Here is a 15,720-nt window from a genome sequence, read left to right on the forward strand (position 1 = left end):
CCCCGTCGTCGAGCCAGCTGCTCTCCACCAGCGCCCCCGCGCCGACGCGGGCGCCCGCGCCGACCACCGAGTCGCGCACCACGGCCCCGTCGCCCAGGACGGCCCCGGCCTCAAGCACCGAGCGCTCGACCACGCAGCCGGCGCCCACCCGCGCCCCGGGGATGATCTGCGCGCCCAGGCCGGCCCGGGACACGAGGAACTGCGCCGCGCTGAGCGCCTCCCAGGGCGTGCCCACCGGCACCCAGAACCCCTCACAGACGTGGTAGCCCACCCGGCGCTCGGCGGCCAGCAGGCCGACCAGGTCGGTCAGCTCGTACTCGCCGCGCGGCGAGGGGGCGATCTTCGCCAGGGCCGGGAAGGCCGCCGCGTCGAGGTGGTAGATCCCCGGGTTGGCCAGGGCGGCGGGCGGCGGGTCGGCCGGCTTCTCCAGGACGCCGAGCACATGGCCATCGGCGATCTGGAGTACGCCGAAGGGCCGGGCGTCCTCCACGCGCATCCCGGCCAGGCTGGGCAGGGACTGGCAGACCCCGACCACATCGGCGTGGGCGATCAGGTTGTCGCCATAGAGCAGGAAGAAGGGCTCGTCGATCTGGCCGACGGCGCGCAGCGCCCCGGCGGTGCCGTCCACCCGCTCCTGGCGCACGTAGCGCAGGGCCACCCCCCGGTAGGAGTCGCCGAAGGCGGCCTCGATCTCATCCGCGCGGTAGCCGACCACCAGGGTGGCCCGCTCGATCAGGCCGACCAGCTCATCGAGGATGTGGGCGAGCAGCGGCCTGCCGAGCAGCGGGATCAGCGGCTTGGGCCGGTGGGATGTCAGCGGGCGGGTGCGCTTCGACTCGCCGGCGGCCAGGATGACGGCGTGGCGCGTGGCGCAGGCCGCGGAGGCGGGGCGGCGCGACATGGGATACTCCTATGATCAAAAAATGCTCGGGGCAGGTGTCATCCGCCTGCCCCGAGCATACCACAAAACAGCCATTGCGTGCCTAGCAGGCACATGCTGCACTGGTTCTGCTGCGGTGCGGCTACGCCGCACCGCAGCAGAACCAGTTTTTTTGTGGGAGAGCTTCGCTCTCCCACACCCTCACATATCCATTGGGGGCGGCAGAGCCGCCCCCAAACCCCCGCCACATGCGCCATTGCAGCGACCTGGGTGCGTTGTTAGGAGGCGATCTGCTGCGCGAGCATGATCGCCTGAGCCACCTCGCGCATCGTCTTGCGGCTGTTCATCGCCAGCTGCTGGATCCTGCGGAAGGCCTCGGCCTCATTGAGCCCCTGGCTATCCATCAGGTAGCCCTTCGCCCGCTCGATCTGCTTGCGGGTCTCCAGGCGGTCGCGCAGCTGGAACAGCTCCTTCTTGCGACCGATCTGCTCGGACCAGCGGGCCATCGTCACCTCGATCAGCGGCATCAGCTCGGCGTCGCGCACCGGCTTGATCAGATAGCCGAGGACGCCGGAGTCGCGGGCCTGAGTCACCAGCTCGCGGGAGCTGTAGGCGGTGAGCAGCAGCACCGGCGCCAGGCCCTCGTCGTGGATGTGCTTGGCGGCGACGAGCCCGTCCATATTGGGCATCTTGATATCGAGCAGGACGAGGTCTGGCCGCAGCTGCCGGGTCATGTTGAGCGCGCTCAGGCCATCGCCGGCCTCGCCGACCACCAGATACCCCTGCTCCTGAAGCGTCTCGCGCAGGTTCATGCGAATCAGCGGCTCGTCGTCGGCGATCAGAATGCGAGTCTCCATCGATCTCCTCATAAACAAAACAAGCCCCATGCCACGCCGTCGCCGGCGCCAGGGGGCTTCAGTGCTATTCCATTGCGTGAGGTTCAGTATAGCGGCAGAAGGATCGGCGGGCTATAGCCAGGATGTACAAAGCTGGCTGTGCATCTTGAGGGGACAGGGGACAGGGGACAGGAGCCTTCTCCCTGTCCCCTGTCCCCTAGCGCGGCCGTACCCCGTGCCCGCCGGTGATATGGGCGAGCTCAAGGCGGGCGCCCTCCTGGCGGAAGCCGCCCTCGAAGGGGTTCTCGGCCATAAACATGGGCGTGTCGAGGTCCACGAAGGCGAATCCGCCCTGGCCGGCGGCGAAGTGGGCGGACATGGACATCGCCAGCATCGACTCGACCATGCCGCCGATCATGAGGCGGACCTGGGCGGCCCGGCAGATCGCGGCGATGTCCATGGCCTCGACGACGCCGGCCTTCATCAGCTTGATGTTGACCACCTGGGCGGCCCGCTCGCTGGCGACCCGCAGCACGTTCGCGGCGCTGGAGGCGGTCTCGTCGGCGGCCACCGGGACGCCGCCCCAGCGGGCCAGCTGGGCCATGCCCGCCCAGTCATCGCCGGGGACGGGCTGCTCCAGCAGGGCGGGGCGGATGTTCTGGATGTGCAGGGCGCCGACCAGCTCCAGGGCCTCGTCGGCGCTCATGCCGCCGTTGCCGTCGAGGATGAGCGGCGAGTCGGGGGCCACGGCGTGGATGGCCACCAGGCGGGCCAGGTCGAGCTGCAGGTCGCCCGAGCCGATCTTCACCTTGATCGCGGAGATGCCGCGGGCCAGGATCTCCAGGGCGGCGGTGCTGGCCTGCTCGACCGTGCCGGTCGTGATAGTCATGTCAGTCTCCAGGGCGTTCGACGCGCCGCCGAAGAAGACATAGAGCGGGACGGAGGCCCGCTTGGTGAGCGCGTCGAGCACGGCCGTCTCGATGGCGCAGCGGGCCGACCCGGCGGCGCCGATGCGGTCGCGCAGATAGGCGGCGATCGGGCGCCACTCGCGCGCGTCGGAGCCCTCGATCGCCGGCCGGCTCAGCTCGACGGCGGCGCGGGCGCTGGCCTGCGTCTCGCCGTTGAAGGCCGGGAAGGGCGCGGCCTCGCCGTAGCCGCGGGTGCCGTCGGCCAGCTCGACGGTGACGAGCAGGCTGCGGGCCACGTCCTGGGCGCCGCCGGAGATGCCGAAGGGGGCGAACAGCGGGATGTCGAGCGGCTCGACGCTGAGCGAGCGGATCGTCGTCGGTGAGATCATCCTCTTGCTTCCTTACGTACTGCGGGTAGATTGTAAGGGCGCAGCAGCGCGGCGCTGCTGCGCCCTTACGGGCGATCGCCAGAGACTCGCTACGCTCTCCGCTGGCGCCAGAGGTAGCCGGTGATCGTCGCCAGGACGATCAGGGCGCCGAGGGCCTGCCAGATCGAGGACAGGCGCTCGCCGAGCAGCAGGGCTGCCATGGCCAGCGTGCTGACCAGGCGCCAGGCCATGGTGCTGCTCACCAGGGGCGCGCCCAGGCGGCGCAGCGAGGCGATCTGGCCCAGGTTCGCCCCCAGCAGCACAAAGAGCACGAAGACCAGGAAGGCGGCCCAGTCGCCCGCGCCCAGCGCGAGGTAGCGGCCCCAGTCCTCGCCGGTGACTAGGCTGATCGCGCCGGTGGCCAGGGTCAGCGTCACCAGCTGCACCAGCAGCACCGCCTCGCCGGGGACGGCGTCCTTCATGGTGCGCGGCACCAGGATCATGTAGAAGGCCAGGCAGAAGGCCGAGGCGACGGCCATGCCGATGCCGAGCCAGTCGGAGCCGCTCAGCGCCACGCCCATAGTGCCGGCGCCAATATCCCCGCTCATCAGCAGCAGGGCGCCGACGAGCGAGAGGCCGATGGCGGGAAGCGTGTAGGGCGGCAGCCGCTCGCGGAAGAGCCCGGCGCTCAGCAGGGCCACCAGCAGCGGGGTCATCAGGGTGATCAGCTGGATGTAGATCGCGTGGGTGTAGCGGGCGGCCAGGATGTTCGTGATCGCCCGCAGCACGACGACCAGGGCGAAGGCCCAGAGCGCGCGCGAGCGCAGGTGGCGCATGTCGAGGTGGCGCAGGGCGAAGGGCGCGTAGACGGCGACGGCGATCAGGTTGCCCAGGCTCAGCAGGGCCATGCTCGGGATGAGGCTGACCGTCTGGAGGTAGCGGGCCAGGACGGGGTAGGCGCCCCAGCCGGTGTGGGCCAGCAGCGAGACGAGCATCCAGGCCCAGGAGGCCCCGACGCCGGCCTGCGCGGCGCGGCGGGCGCCCAGCGAGCTTGCTTTGTTCATAGGAGAATCTACTTTCTATTATGGGTCTGGGCGGCTACGCCGCCCAGACCCATAATAGAAAATCTAGTGGGGCGGCTTTGCCGCCCCACAACCCCCGCCTGGCGGGGGCGCAGTGCGCTGCGCCCCTACTCCAGGCCGAGGTAGGCCTTCTGCACCATCTCGTTCTCGATCAGCGCCTTGGCGTCATCCTCAAGGACGATCGTGCCGCTCTGGAGCACGTAGCCGCGGTTGGCGATGCCGAGGGCCTGGAGCGCGTTCTGCTCGACCAGCAGCACCGTCATGCCCTGCGAGTTGATCTCCTGGATGATCTCGAAGATCTGCTCGACCAGCACCGGGGCCAGACCCATGCTCGGCTCATCGAGCAGCAGCACCGAGGGCCTGGTCATCAGGGCGCGGCCGATCGCCAGCATCTGCTGCTCGCCGCCCGAGAGCGTGCCGCCCTTCTGGGCCACCCGCTCGCGCAGGCGCGGGAAGAGCGTCAGCACCCGCTCCAGATCGTCCTGGTAGGTCTGGCTGCGCGTGTCGTGCAGGTAGGCCCCCATCTCTAGGTTCTCCAGCACCGTCAGCCGGGGGAAGATGCGCCGGCCCTCGGGCGACTGGGCCACGCCCATCTTGACGATCTCGTGGGGCGGGATGTGGTCGATCGGCTTCTCGTTGAGCAGGACGCGGCCCTGCTTCGGCGTGAGCAGCCCCGAGATCGTGCGCAGCGTCGTGCTCTTGCCGGCCCCGTTCGAGCCGATCAGCGTGACGATCTCACCCTTCTCGATCCGCACCGAGATCCCTTTGAGGGCGTGGATCTTGCCGTAGTACGTGTGGACGTTCTGTAGCTCTAGCAGTGCCATAGTGTTGAATGTTGAATGCTCAATGTTGAATGTTAAATGCTGAATGCTGCATGCGTGGGCCATTCAACATTCAACATTCAACATTCAACATTTTCTAAGGTTCAGGTTCAAGCCGAACATTGACGACCAGGGCGCCCCCGGTGCCGCTGCCCTGGATGTTCGAGCAGCCGGGGAAGGTCTTATCGGTCAGCATACGCCAGTAGGCCGGGTTGATCAGGTTGGGCCGGCTGCGCCACTCGTAGGTGATCGTGCGCGGGTAGCCCAGCGCGCTGTCGTAGCTTACCATCGTGCTCGCCATGACCTGACAGGCGCAGGCGCTCGGGCCGGGGTAGCAGCGCGAGGGCGTGCGCTCAAGCTCGACGATCCAGTTCAGCAGGCGAGTCACCGTCCAGTTTGGCGGCTGGCCGCAGCTGTTGCGGGCGGCCCGCGTCGCCCGCTCACCCTGCGTCTCAATCCGCTGGTCGCAGACCCCGTCGCGGGTCTCCTGGCGCAGGGTGAGCGTGTAGGCGTCGAAGCCGCGCCCTGCCCAGCGCGCGCGGGCCATCTCCACCGAGTCGTGGGCCGCCGCCGGGCGGCGCAGCAGCAATACGCCCACGCAGCTCGCCAGCACAGCCACAATGCCGACGGCCAGAAGCCAGCGGACACCGCGTCGGTTGAGAAGGTTCCGCATCGCACCCTCCCGCGTGGGGCGGCGTAGGGGCGTAGCAGCGGCTCCGCCGCTGCTACGCCCCTACGCCGCGTTGCCGGCGGCCCCCTTGCCCAGGTAGGCCTCGATCACCCGTGGGTTCGAGCGGATCACCTGGCCGTCGCCCTCGGCGATCTTCGTGCCATAGTCGAGCACCGAGATCCGCTCAGAGATCGCCATCACCAGGCGCATATCGTGCTCGATCAGCACCACCGTCACGCCGAGCTCATCGCGCAGGCGGCGGATAAGGTTGGTCGCCTCCACCGTCTCGTTGGGGTTCATGCCGGCGGTCGGCTCATCGAGCAGGATCAGCTTGGGGTCGCCGGCGAGCGCGCGGGCGATCTCCAGGCGGCGCTGGTCGCCGTAGGGCAGGTTCTTCGCCAGCTCGTCGCGCTTCTCGTCCAGGCCGACGAAGCGCAGCAGCTCGCGGCTGCGGTCGCGGGCCTTGCCCTCCTCCAGGCGCAGGCTGCGGTTGCGCAGGATAATATTCCAGATCGGCGCGTGCAGGTGGGTGTGCATGCCGACCAGCGCATTCTCCAGCACCGTCATATTATGGAACAGGCGGATGTTCTGGAAGGTGCGGCGCATGCCCAGGGCGGCGATCTGGTCGGGGCGCAGGCCGGCGGTGGGCGCGCCGTCGAAGAGCACCGCGCCCTTGTCGGGCTTGTAGATCCCGGTGAGGATATTGAAGAAGGTGGTCTTCCCGGCGCCGTTCGGCCCGATCACGCTGACGATGCTGCCCTTCTCGATCGTCAGGGTGACATCATTCACCGCAGTCAGGCCGCCGAAGATCTTGGTGATGTTGGTCGCATCAAGCAGGGCCATCATGCCCCTCCTTACATATCGGTCGCGCACGTAGGGCCGAAGCACTTGCGCTGGCGCAAAGCGCCAGCGCAAGTGCTTCGGCCCTACTCATCGTCCTCGTGCAGCTCCTGGCGTCGCCGGTCCTCGGGCAGGATGCCCTCGGGGCGGAAGATCATCATCAGGATCATCAGCAGGCCGAAGAGCAGCCGCTGGTACTGGGTCGGGTCGAAGGCGGCCGGGATGGGCCAGCCGGCCTTCTGGGCGCTGCGCAGGATCTCGGCGATGCGCGGCAGGATCTGCAGGTCGAGCAGCGTCACCAGCACCGCGCCGAGGATGACGCCGGGGATGTTGCCCAGCCCGCCGAGGATGACCATCGTCAGGATGCCGATCGAGCGCAGCAGGTCGAAGGTGGGCGGGTTGATAAAGAGCTGCTTCGAGGCGAAGATCACGCCCATGGCCCCGGCGAAGGACGCGCCGACGGCGAAGGCCATCAGCTTCATACGCACCAGCGGGATGCCCTGGGCGATCGCCGCCGTCTCATCCTCGCGGATGGCCGTCCATGCCCGGCCGATACGTGAGTTCTTCAGCCGGCTGACGATCAGGATGGTGATCAGCACTACCACAAGCACCATGAAGTAGAAGAAGAGCTGGTAGAGCTGGTTATCGTCGAGCTGCATGCCGAAGGCGCCGGCGATCGCGCGGAAGGCATCGCCGAAGAAGAGCGGCGGGCGCTCGATATCCTTGATGCCCTGGGCGCCGTTGGTGATATTCACCGGCTTGTCCAGGTTCACCGCCAGCACGCGGATCACCTCGCCGAAGCCCAGCGTCACGATCGCCAGGTAGTCGCCGCGCAGGCGCAGCACCGGCAGGCCGAGCAGCACGCCGAAGACCCCGCCGACGGTCAGGCCGACCAAGATAAAGCCGTAGAACCAGCCGCTCGGGATGGGCGTGGCCCCGGCGATCATCAGGCCCACCTGCGGCGTGCTGAAGATCGACCAGAGGTAGGCCCCGACGGCGTAGAAAGCCACATAGCCCAGGTCGAGCAGGCCGGCGAAGCCCACCACCACATTCAGGCCGAGGGCCAGGGTGGCGAAGATGCCGGCCTGGGTTGCCACGTCGATATAGTAGGGGTTGAGCGTGCCGAAGGCCGGCAGCACCAGGCCGAGGGTGATCACGCCGAGGGCGATCTTAAAGCCGATATGCACCTTGGTGCGGTAGATCGCCAGGATCATCAGCAGGAAGAGGATGAAGACGATGTCGGTGAACAGGTTGGTGCGCGGGTTAAACAGCAGCAGCAGCGAGGTAACCAGCGCGTAGATCGACAGGAAGGCGTAGCCGCCGGGGCCGCGGCCGAGCAGTCCGCTCAGCTGCGCCCAGACGCCCGTGCCGCTCGTCTGTGGGGAGCTCTTGGCCATACGCTACACCTTCTGGGTCGTCGACTCGCCGAGGAGGCCCTCGGGGCGGAAGATCAGGATCAGGATCAGGATGCTGAACGCCGCGATGTCGGCGTAGCTGGCCCCCGAGAAGGCCCCGCCGGTGAACAGCGAGAGGTAGGAGGCCACGAAGGCCTCCAGGAAGCCCAGCACGATCCCGCCCACCATCGCCCCCGTAATATTGCCGATCCCGCCAAGCACGGCGGCGGTGAAGGCCTTCAGGCCGGGGATGAAGCCCATGTAGGGGTTGACCGTGCCGATATTCATGCCGAAGAGCACGCCGGCCGCGCCGCCCAGCGCCCCGCCGATCAGGAAGGTCAGCGAGATGATCTGGTTGACGTTGACCCCCATCAGGCTGGCGGTGGTCCGGTCCTGGGCCACGGCGCGGATGGCCTTGCCGAGCCGGGTGGCGTTCACCAGGTAGTTCAGGGCCAGCAGCATCAGCATGGCGGCCACAATAAAGACTACCGCCTTGGGGCCGATCAGCACTGGGATGCCGCGCTCGCCCAGCGGGATAGTGGCCAGCTGGAAGGGCTTGCCGAAGTTTGGCGTCTCGAAGCGGGCGTTGAAGCCTAGCGGCGTGTTGGTGGCGACGAGGCGCACGGTGTCCTGCAGCACCAGCGACATGCCGATCGCCGAGATCAGCGGCACCAGGCGCGGCGCGTTGCGCAGCGGGCGGTAGGCGATCCGCTCGGTGCCCATGGCCAGCAGGCCGCTGACCGTCATGCCGATCAGCACGACGATAATCACAAACAGGATGGCGGGCAGGTTAGCCAGGATGCCCCACTGGTTGAGCAGGTAGGACACGCCCGCGCCGACGAAGCCGCCGACCATAAAGATCTCGCCGTGGGCGAAGTTGATAAACTCCAGCACGCCGTAGACCATGGTGTAGCCGAGGGCGATCGTGGCGAAGAGGAAGCCGCGCACGATCCCGTCGATGATCACCTGGGGCAGGATCGCCAGGGCCGTCTGGAGAATCTTCGGGTCGCTGCGGCTCAGCAGGAATGCCAGAACCACCACGATCAGGCCGAGAACCACCGCGCTGCCCAGGATAAAGGCGAGCAGCTGCCCAAGGGGAAGAAAGATAACCCGCAGCAGCTCTGCGGGCGTCCGCTGGCTTGAAACCCGGCGTGTTGGAGCCTTCGCCTCAGCAGCCATGAGATGAATCCCTCACTCATCTGCGCCGACGCGCGGCGTCCGGGCCGCCGCGCGTCGCCAATACGTATGACATACCCACCCTGACGGCGTGGGCCTTGAACGACTGAGCCGCCTGCGCCTCAGCGGCTCAGCGGCTCAATCATTCCGCTCAGTGCGCTACTGGGGCGGGGCGATCTCCAGCTTGCTGGACAGCTTGTTGGCGTTCCAGTCGGCTGTGTTGGCCTGGAGCACGTAGTAGGTGGCCTTGGTGATGTCGCCCTTGGCGTTGAACTGGTAGTTCCCGGTGATGCCGCCGAGCAGCGGCAGCGCCTTCATTGCGGTCACCACCTGCTCGCGGGTCGGCTTGCCGCCGGCGTCCGCCGCAGCCTGGAGGATGGCCGAGACGCAGAAGCTGGCCGAGTCATAGCCCTGGGGCGAGAAGGGCGGGGCGTCGCCGTTGTACTTCGCCTTGTAGTCAGTGGCGTACTGGGCGGCGTCGGGGAACTGGCTCACCGGGGCGGCCACGGAGGTGTAATACATGCCCTCCACCGCGTCGCCGGCCAGCTTGGCCAGCTCCGGGCTGTCCATGCCGTCCGGGCCCATGAACTGCGCCGTGATCCCGCGGTCGCGGGCCTGGCGGAAGAACGGCCCGGCCTGGTCGTACAGCCCGCCGAAGTAGATCAGGTCCGGGTTCGCCGCCTGGATCGGGGTCAGGATCGAGCTGAAGTCGCTCTTCTCCTCGGTGCCCTCGAAGCCCAGCACCTCAAGCCCGTTCTTCTCCGCGTTCTGGCGGAAGAACTCGGCCACGCCCTGGCCGTAGTCCGTCTTGTCGTGCAGGATGTAGACGCTCTTGACGCCCAGGGTCTCGCGGGCGAACTGCTCGCCCACCGCGCCCTGCACATCGTCGCGACCGACCACGCGGAAGGCGTTGGCGAAGCCGCCCTCGGTGATCTTCGGGTTGGTGTTGGCCGGGGAGACCATCGCCAGGTTGGCGTTGCTGTAGTCGGGCAGCGAGGCCAGGGCCACGCCCGAGTTCAGGTGGCCATCGACGCAGAGGATGTCCGGGTCGGAGGCGATATTCTTGGCGTTGGCCGAGCCGACCTCAGGCTTGGCCTGGTCGTCGAACGGGGCCAGCTCAAAGGTGACGTTGGAGCCGGCCAGGGCGGCGTTCAGCTGCTCGATGGCCAGCTCGGCGCCGTTGCGGATGCCGGTGCCCAGGGCGGCCTGCGGGCCGCTCAGCGGGGTCTGGGTGGCGATCTTGATCGTGCCCAAGTTCAGGCCGCTGACCTTGCTGGTGAGGGTGGCCAGGAAGGCCGGGATCTTCACCGCGTCGGCGGCGGGGGTCTCTGTCGTGCTGCTCGCCTCGCCGGGCGGGGCGATCTCCAGCTTGCTGGACAGCGTGTTGGCGTTCCAGTCGCTAATGTTGGCCTGGAGCACGTAGTAGGTGGCGGTCTTGGAGTCGCCCTTGGCGTTGAAGTCGTAGGTGCCGGTGATACCCTTGTAGGCACCGATCCCAGCCATGGCGGCCAGCACCTGCTCGCGGGTCGGCTTGCCGCCGGCCGTCTCGGCGGCCTTGGCGATCGCCGAGGCGCAGATGCCGGCGGCGTCATAGGCCTGGGGCGAGAAGGGCGGGGCGTCGGCGTTGTACTGCGCCTTATAGTCGCTGGCGAAGGTGGCGGCGTCGGGGAACTGGCTCACCGGGGCGGCCACGGAGGTGTAGTACATCCCCTCGACCGCAGCCCAGGCGCTCGACTCACGCGAGCTGCGCGACGAGCTGGCCCGCGACCTGCCGCAGGCCCGCTGGGACGAGCTCTCGATGGGGATGAGCAACGACTTCGCAGCGGCGATCGCCGAGGGGGCGACGATCGTGCGCGTGGGGCGGGCGATCTTCGGGTCACGTACCTGACCCGAAGATCACCCGCCTCGCCGGCCTGAGCTGCGACCGACAACCTACTGATTGGAATGCCGAGCGGTGCCAGCTTTGCTGGCACCGCTCGGCATTCCAATCAGTAGTATTATCCGTTATCCTTGGGGTCGAGCGCGTCGCGCAGGCCGTCGCCGAGGAAGGTGAAGGCCAGCACCAGCGACGAGATCATGAGCACCGGGAAGAGCAGCATCCAGGGGCCGGAGCTCAGGTTCGAGAAGCCCTCCGTCAGCATCTGGCCGAGGCTCGTCGGCAGCGGGTTTGCCGGATCGACCGAGGGCCGCATGCCCACGCCGAGGAAGGTCAGGACGGCCTCGGCCAGGATCAGGCCGGGGATGCTGAACGAGACCGAGACGATGATCGGGGCCAGCGTGTTGGGCAGGATGTGCTGGAACAGGATCTTCCAGGTCGGGATGCCCAGCGCCCGCGCCGCCTCGATGAACTCCTTCTCCTTGAGCGAGAGCACCTGCCCGCGCACCAGGCGGGCCATGCCCGTCCATCCCACAATCGCCAGGGCGGTGAAGATCAGCAGCAGGCCGTTGAAGGCCTTGCCGAAGAGCGTCTCGCGGAAGGCCACCGTGAGCGTGATGATAAAGAGCAGGTCGGGGAAGGAGGCCACGATCTCGGTGATCCGCATCAGCAGGTTGTCGAGCCAGCCGCCGGCGTAGCCCGAGACCAGGCCGAGCGAGATCCCGATCGCCAGGATGATGATCTGCGGCACCACGCCGACGATCAGCGAGACGCGGGTGCCGAAGATCAGCCGCGACAGGATGTCGCGGCCATTATTATCGGTGCCCAGGATGTTCTCGGGGTTCGGCATACGCCGCGGGTTATCCGTGACCCAGAACGGCGGGCGCAGGCTGTTGTTTGATGTCTGCTCGACCGGGTTCTTCGGCGCGACCAGCGGCGCGAAGATCGCGATCAGGACGTAGAGCACGACAACAACGATCCCGGCCATGGCGGCCCGGTTGCGGGCCAGCCGGCGCATCGCGTCGGCCCACAGGCTGCGCGGCTTCTGGGCGTTCAGATCAATTTTCTCGGCGCCGCCGATCGTCTGTGCGGTAGTGGCCATACCTCGCCCCTTACTGGTAGCTAATGCGCGGGTCGATCACGCCGTAGGCGATATCGACGATCAGATTGGCGACGCCCAGGAAGAAGACGAAGATCAGCGCGCCGGCCGTGATCATCGAGTAGTCGCGCTTGCCGATCGCCTCGACCAGCAGGCTGCCCATGCCCGGCACCTGGAAGATGATCTCGGTGAAGAGCGTCCCGGTGAGCAGGGCGGCGGCGGCCGGGCCAAGGATCGTCACCACCGGCAGCAGGGCATTCTTGATCATATGCCGCCAGATCACCACCTGGTCGGCCAGGCCCTTGGCCTGCGCCGTGCGGATGTAGTCCTGGCGCTTCACCTCAAGCACGCTGGAGCGGGTCAGCCGGGTGATGAAGCCGAGCTGCACCGATCCGAGGGCGACGGTTGGCAGAATCCATGGCCGGATCGGGTCGGTCCAGTCAGGGATCACCGTGAACCAGTTCAGGCTCACGGCGAAGATGATCACCAGCACGAAGCCCATGATCAGGGTCGAGAGTGAGGCGAAGAAGGTTGACACGAAGAGGATCACATAGTCGATGATCGTATTCTGGCGCAGCGCGGCCAGCACGCCGACCGGGATACCGACAATGATCGCGAGGAGCAGGGCCTGCATGCCCAGGCGGGCCGAGTAGTAGAAGCGCGAGGGCTTGCCGGAGCGCTCGCCAAACAGCTCCTGCTGCACGGTGCGCAGCCCGCGCGAGCTGTAGGTCGGCCCGAAGTTTCCGCCCATCGCCCCCCACTGGAACTCCGTCTCGCCCGTCTTCGGGTTGCCCACGAAGTCAAAGAACATATAGCGGGTGAACTGGTGCCAGAAGGGCAGGTCCATGCCAAACTTCTGCCGCAGGATCTTCTCGACGCTGGGCGAGACCTGGCGTCGGTTCGGGTCGGTGTCGAAGGGGCCGCCGGGGGTGATCTTCGCGATCCCAAAGGTCATCAGCCCCACGATCAGCAGCACAGGGATCTGCCACAGAATGCGACGAATAATATACGCTGTCATTGACGAATCTCGCTTTAGATCACTGAATAATTGAGCCGCTGAGCCACTGAGGTCCATGCTGCGGGCACGCGCGGACTCAACTGCATTCGCTCGGTGCTATAGGTTTCGCTGTGCTGGATGTATCTTGGCTAAATCATACCATGGAATGTTGGCGGCTGGCAGACCCCTGCCAACCGCCAACATTCCATACCACCTCAGTGACTCAGCGGCGCTATCATTCCGCTCAGTGGTTTACGGCTGGACGTCGACGTTGGGCAGGTTGAAGAAGCCCGGCCAGTAGTCGATCGGCGTCACCGTGTCGGCCGAAACGCCCTGGACATAGGACTTGATCAGCTCAGGGCCGCCGTCGTTGCGGGTGAAGACCACCGGCGCATCGTTGACCAGGATGGTCTGGGCCTGGGCGTAGAGGTCGGCACGCTTGGCGGCGTCCTGCTCCACATCGGCCTGCTGGATGAGCTTATCGAACTCGGGGTTCGAGTAGCCGACGCGGGTGCTGAGCAGACCGTTGGTCTGGAACAGCGAGATCCAGTTCTGCGGGTCCGGGTAGTCCGCGCACCAGCCGAGCGAGAAGAACTGCGGCGGGTTATCCTTCGTGACAGCCGAGAAGGCGGTCGGGTCGATCGGGTCGAGGGTGGCGTCGATGCCGAGGTTCTGCTTGATCTGGTTGGCCACCCACTCGAAGCGGGCGTTGTTACGCGCGCTGGCCGAGTAGGTCAGCTTGATCTCGGGCAGGCCCGCGCCATCGGGGAAGCCGGCGTCGGCCAGGGCGGCCTTGGCGGCGGCCGGGTCGAAGGGCCAGGGCTGCAGGTCCGGCTGGTAGCCGGGGAAGCCGGGCGGCACAAAGCTCTGGGTGGCCGAGCCGAGGCCGCCGAAGATATCGCGGTTCCAGGCGTCGCGGTCGAAGGCCTGGGCGAAGGCCTGGCGCACCTTGATGTTGTCGAAGGGCGCGATCGTCGTGTTGAAGCCGAAGTAGAAGGTGCAGGAGCCGACGAGGTTGACCGTCTCCTTGCTCATCACCGGGTCCGACTCGACGGTCTGCAGATCCTCAGGCGAGACGCCGAGCATATCGAGCTCGCCGTTCTGGTAGGCCTGGAAGGCCACCTGGCCCTCAGAGATCATGTTGTAGACGACCTGCTTGAGCTTGACCGGGCCGAGCGGGCCGACGTAGTTCGGGTTCGGCTCCCAGACCGCCTTGTTGCCGTGGTCCCACTCCTTGAGCACGAAGGGGCCGTTGCCGATATAGTTCTCGGCATCGTACCACCAGTCGTCGCCCTTGGTGGTATCTTCCTCGCGGGCCGGCGCGCCGATCCAGAGGGCGGCCATGCTCAGGAAGTAGGGGGCGGGGGCGGTCAGCTCGATCTCCAGCGTGCTGTCGTCGATCGCCTTCACGCCATAGTCGGCCTCAAGCTGGGCCTGGTCGAGGGCCAGGGTGTCGGTCATGGTCATGCCCTCGCAGGCGGCGGCCGACCACTCGCTGTAGCCCTTGATGATACCGCAGGGCAGCGACTGATACTGGCCGGCGGTCTCCGGGTTGGCCAGGCGGTGCCAGGCGTACTCGAAGTTCTTCGCCGTCAGCGGGGTGCCGTCGGAGTACTTGCTGTCGGCGCGGATCTTGAAGGTGTACTTCAGCCCGTCGGCCGAGGCCTCGACGCTCTCAGCGGCGCCGGGGATGGGCTTCATATCCTTATCGAAGGTCATCAGGCCCTGGTAGGCCATCATGATGAACTGGATCTCGCTGACGAAGCTCGACTTCTGCGGGTCAACATTGTCCGGCTCGTTGCCGGTGTTGAGGCGCAGGACGCCGGGCTCGGCGGTGCCGGAAGCCATCGCGGGCTCCTCAGTGGCGGCCGGGGCCTCGGTGGCGGCGGCGGCCGGGGCCTCGGTGGCGGCGGCGGCCGGGGCCTCGGTGGCCGCAGGCGCGGCCGGAGCCTCGGTAGCCGCAGGCGCGGCCGGGGCGCCGCCACAGGCGGCGAGGATCGGGATCACAAGCACAAGCATCAGCGCCAGGGCCGCCGTGTTGCGCAGGTTTCGGATAGACATTGAGCTCTCCTTAACGGCAGGGTATCTGTATTCCGACACGATGGGGTTGGTGATACTGAGGGGTGAGCCCCAGGGTGGACAGCGGGCCTAGTTCTAGCTAGTCGATAGCGCCTCCTCGCTGGCTATGCTTCGGGCAGCACATAAGGCCGTCCCCAGCACCGATAGCATGCGGGGAGACCATATCACAGCGTGACGCGCGGAACGCGCGATCACTTGGGGAGGGGGTATGCGGTGGGGTCAAGCTCGTCCATGAGGATTGTGTTGGCGCGACACCGTACGTCATTGTACGTCTCGCCTGAAGCGCGCGGCGGCATGAACGCGCGCCCGCAACAAGACAATGTGTATGGAACGATCCATGTGGCGAAGTAATCCTACCACGCACTCACGATACCTGTCAATCTAGCGCACGATTGTCAGCACAGCCACGGTGCCGTGGACTGAAGTCCCCGGCTAGATCGCGAAGGCCGTCTGCGCGGCCTGCCTGAGGCCGCACAGGCGGCCTTCGGTGGCGAATCAGCCCGCGACTTCAGTCGTCGGGTGGTCGGGCGAGGGAGCATGACGTAGCCCTGAATCTAGCGCACGATCGTTAGCACGGCCACCGCGAAGAGGATCTGCGCGCCCGCCGAGGCGATCTGGAGCAGGCGTGCGCCGACGGGGGCGCGCCCGTAGAGGCTGAGGCCGAAGCCCGCGTTGATCAGGAGGATCACGGCGG

General features: G+C 67.0%; 13 protein-coding genes and 1 pseudogene. 1 reads left to right on the top strand and 13 read right to left on the bottom strand.

Annotated features, from left to right (window positions below):
• The 10 genes from K2Z83_RS22330 to K2Z83_RS22375 all read right to left on the bottom strand — a co-directional run.
• The coding region (locus K2Z83_RS22330; protein ID WP_220597390.1) for a sugar phosphate nucleotidyltransferase at nt 1–901 on the bottom strand (901 nt) is incomplete at its 3' end.
• Nucleotides 902–1,158: 257 nt separating this feature from the next.
• Complete coding sequence (locus K2Z83_RS22335; protein WP_220597391.1) at nt 1,159–1,737, bottom strand: ANTAR domain-containing response regulator; 579 nt, start codon at nt 1,735–1,737, stop codon at nt 1,159–1,161.
• Between the two features lie 196 nt (nt 1,738–1,933).
• Complete coding sequence (locus K2Z83_RS22340) at nt 1,934–3,013, bottom strand: dipeptide epimerase (RefSeq protein ID WP_220597392.1); 1,080 nt, start codon at nt 3,011–3,013, stop codon at nt 1,934–1,936.
• A gap of 89 nt (nt 3,014–3,102) precedes the next feature.
• Nucleotides 3,103–4,056: a DMT family transporter gene (locus tag K2Z83_RS22345; RefSeq protein ID WP_255604416.1), complete on the bottom strand. Its 954-nt coding sequence runs from the start codon at nt 4,054–4,056 to the stop codon at nt 3,103–3,105.
• Between the two features lie 125 nt (nt 4,057–4,181).
• Nucleotides 4,182–4,898, bottom strand: coding sequence for an ABC transporter ATP-binding protein (locus tag K2Z83_RS22350; RefSeq protein ID WP_220597409.1), 717 nt, complete (start codon nt 4,896–4,898; stop codon nt 4,182–4,184).
• Nucleotides 4,899–4,992: 94 nt separating this feature from the next.
• Nucleotides 4,993–5,568, bottom strand: coding sequence for a hypothetical protein (locus K2Z83_RS22355; protein ID WP_220597393.1), 576 nt, complete (start codon nt 5,566–5,568; stop codon nt 4,993–4,995).
• Between the two features lie 60 nt (nt 5,569–5,628).
• On the bottom strand, nt 5,629–6,408 hold the full coding sequence (locus K2Z83_RS22360) for an ABC transporter ATP-binding protein (protein WP_220597410.1): 780 nt from the start codon (nt 6,406–6,408) through the stop codon (nt 5,629–5,631).
• A gap of 83 nt (nt 6,409–6,491) precedes the next feature.
• Nucleotides 6,492–7,802 carry a branched-chain amino acid ABC transporter permease gene (locus K2Z83_RS22365; protein WP_220597394.1) on the bottom strand — a complete coding sequence of 437 codons (1,311 nt, stop codon included), beginning with the start codon at nt 7,800–7,802 and terminating at the stop codon, nt 6,492–6,494.
• 3 nt (nt 7,803–7,805) lie between these two features.
• Nucleotides 7,806–8,978: a branched-chain amino acid ABC transporter permease gene (locus tag K2Z83_RS22370; protein ID WP_220597395.1), complete on the bottom strand. Its 1,173-nt coding sequence runs from the start codon at nt 8,976–8,978 to the stop codon at nt 7,806–7,808.
• A gap of 156 nt (nt 8,979–9,134) precedes the next feature.
• Nucleotides 9,135–10,682 (bottom strand): ABC transporter substrate-binding protein, encoded by a 1,548-nt coding sequence (locus K2Z83_RS22375; protein ID WP_220597396.1) that lies wholly within the window; start codon nt 10,680–10,682, stop codon nt 9,135–9,137.
• Between the two features lie 31 nt (nt 10,683–10,713).
• Between K2Z83_RS22375 and K2Z83_RS30150 the strand changes: the two are divergent.
• A pseudogene (locus tag K2Z83_RS30150) lies at nt 10,714–10,863 on the top strand (YggS family pyridoxal phosphate-dependent enzyme); the annotation flags it as partial.
• Nucleotides 10,864–10,972: 109 nt separating this feature from the next.
• Here K2Z83_RS30150 and K2Z83_RS22385 read toward each other — a convergent pair.
• The 3 genes from K2Z83_RS22385 to K2Z83_RS22395 all read right to left on the bottom strand — a co-directional run bounded on the left by K2Z83_RS22385 (nt 10,973) and on the right by K2Z83_RS22395 (nt 15,008).
• Complete coding sequence (locus K2Z83_RS22385) at nt 10,973–11,953, bottom strand: ABC transporter permease (protein ID WP_220597397.1); 981 nt, start codon at nt 11,951–11,953, stop codon at nt 10,973–10,975.
• A 10-nt stretch (nt 11,954–11,963) separates the two neighbouring features.
• Nucleotides 11,964–12,968: an ABC transporter permease gene (locus K2Z83_RS22390; RefSeq protein WP_220597398.1), complete on the bottom strand. Its 1,005-nt coding sequence runs from the start codon at nt 12,966–12,968 to the stop codon at nt 11,964–11,966.
• Between the two features lie 231 nt (nt 12,969–13,199).
• Entirely contained in the window at nt 13,200–15,008 is a 1,809-nt protein-coding gene (locus K2Z83_RS22395) for a peptide ABC transporter substrate-binding protein (protein WP_220597399.1), read from the bottom strand.
• Nucleotides 15,009–15,720: the final 712 nt, after the last annotated feature.

Origin of the sequence: Oscillochloris sp. ZM17-4, assembly GCF_019599295.1 — a bacterium.
Lineage (GTDB): Bacteria > Chloroflexota > Chloroflexia > Chloroflexales > Chloroflexaceae > Oscillochloris.

Bases quoted from the DNA above. Each gene is read 5' to 3' on its own strand.
- K2Z83_RS22335 (WP_220597391.1), bottom strand. From the start codon at position 1,737: ATGGAGACTCGCATTCTGATCGCCGACGACGAGCCGCTGATTCGCATG.
- K2Z83_RS22340 (WP_220597392.1), bottom strand. From the start codon at position 3,013: ATGATCTCACCGACGACGATCCGCTCGCTCAGCGTCGAGCCGCTCGAC.
- K2Z83_RS22345 (WP_255604416.1), bottom strand. From the start codon at position 4,056: ATGAACAAAGCAAGCTCGCTGGGCGCCCGCCGCGCCGCGCAGGCCGGC.
- K2Z83_RS22350 (WP_220597409.1), bottom strand. From the start codon at position 4,898: ATGGCACTGCTAGAGCTACAGAACGTCCACACGTACTACGGCAAGATC.
- K2Z83_RS22355 (WP_220597393.1), bottom strand. From the start codon at position 5,568: ATGCGGAACCTTCTCAACCGACGCGGTGTCCGCTGGCTTCTGGCCGTC.
- K2Z83_RS22360 (WP_220597410.1), bottom strand. From the start codon at position 6,408: ATGGCCCTGCTTGATGCGACCAACATCACCAAGATCTTCGGCGGCCTG.
- K2Z83_RS22365 (WP_220597394.1), bottom strand. From the start codon at position 7,802: ATGGCCAAGAGCTCCCCACAGACGAGCGGCACGGGCGTCTGGGCGCAG.
- K2Z83_RS22370 (WP_220597395.1), bottom strand. From the start codon at position 8,978: ATGGCTGCTGAGGCGAAGGCTCCAACACGCCGGGTTTCAAGCCAGCGG.
- K2Z83_RS22375 (WP_220597396.1), bottom strand. From the start codon at position 10,682: ATGTACTACACCTCCGTGGCCGCCCCGGTGAGCCAGTTCCCCGACGCC.
- K2Z83_RS22385 (WP_220597397.1), bottom strand. From the start codon at position 11,953: ATGGCCACTACCGCACAGACGATCGGCGGCGCCGAGAAAATTGATCTG.
- K2Z83_RS22390 (WP_220597398.1), bottom strand. From the start codon at position 12,968: ATGACAGCGTATATTATTCGTCGCATTCTGTGGCAGATCCCTGTGCTG.
- K2Z83_RS22395 (WP_220597399.1), bottom strand. From the start codon at position 15,008: ATGTCTATCCGAAACCTGCGCAACACGGCGGCCCTGGCGCTGATGCTT.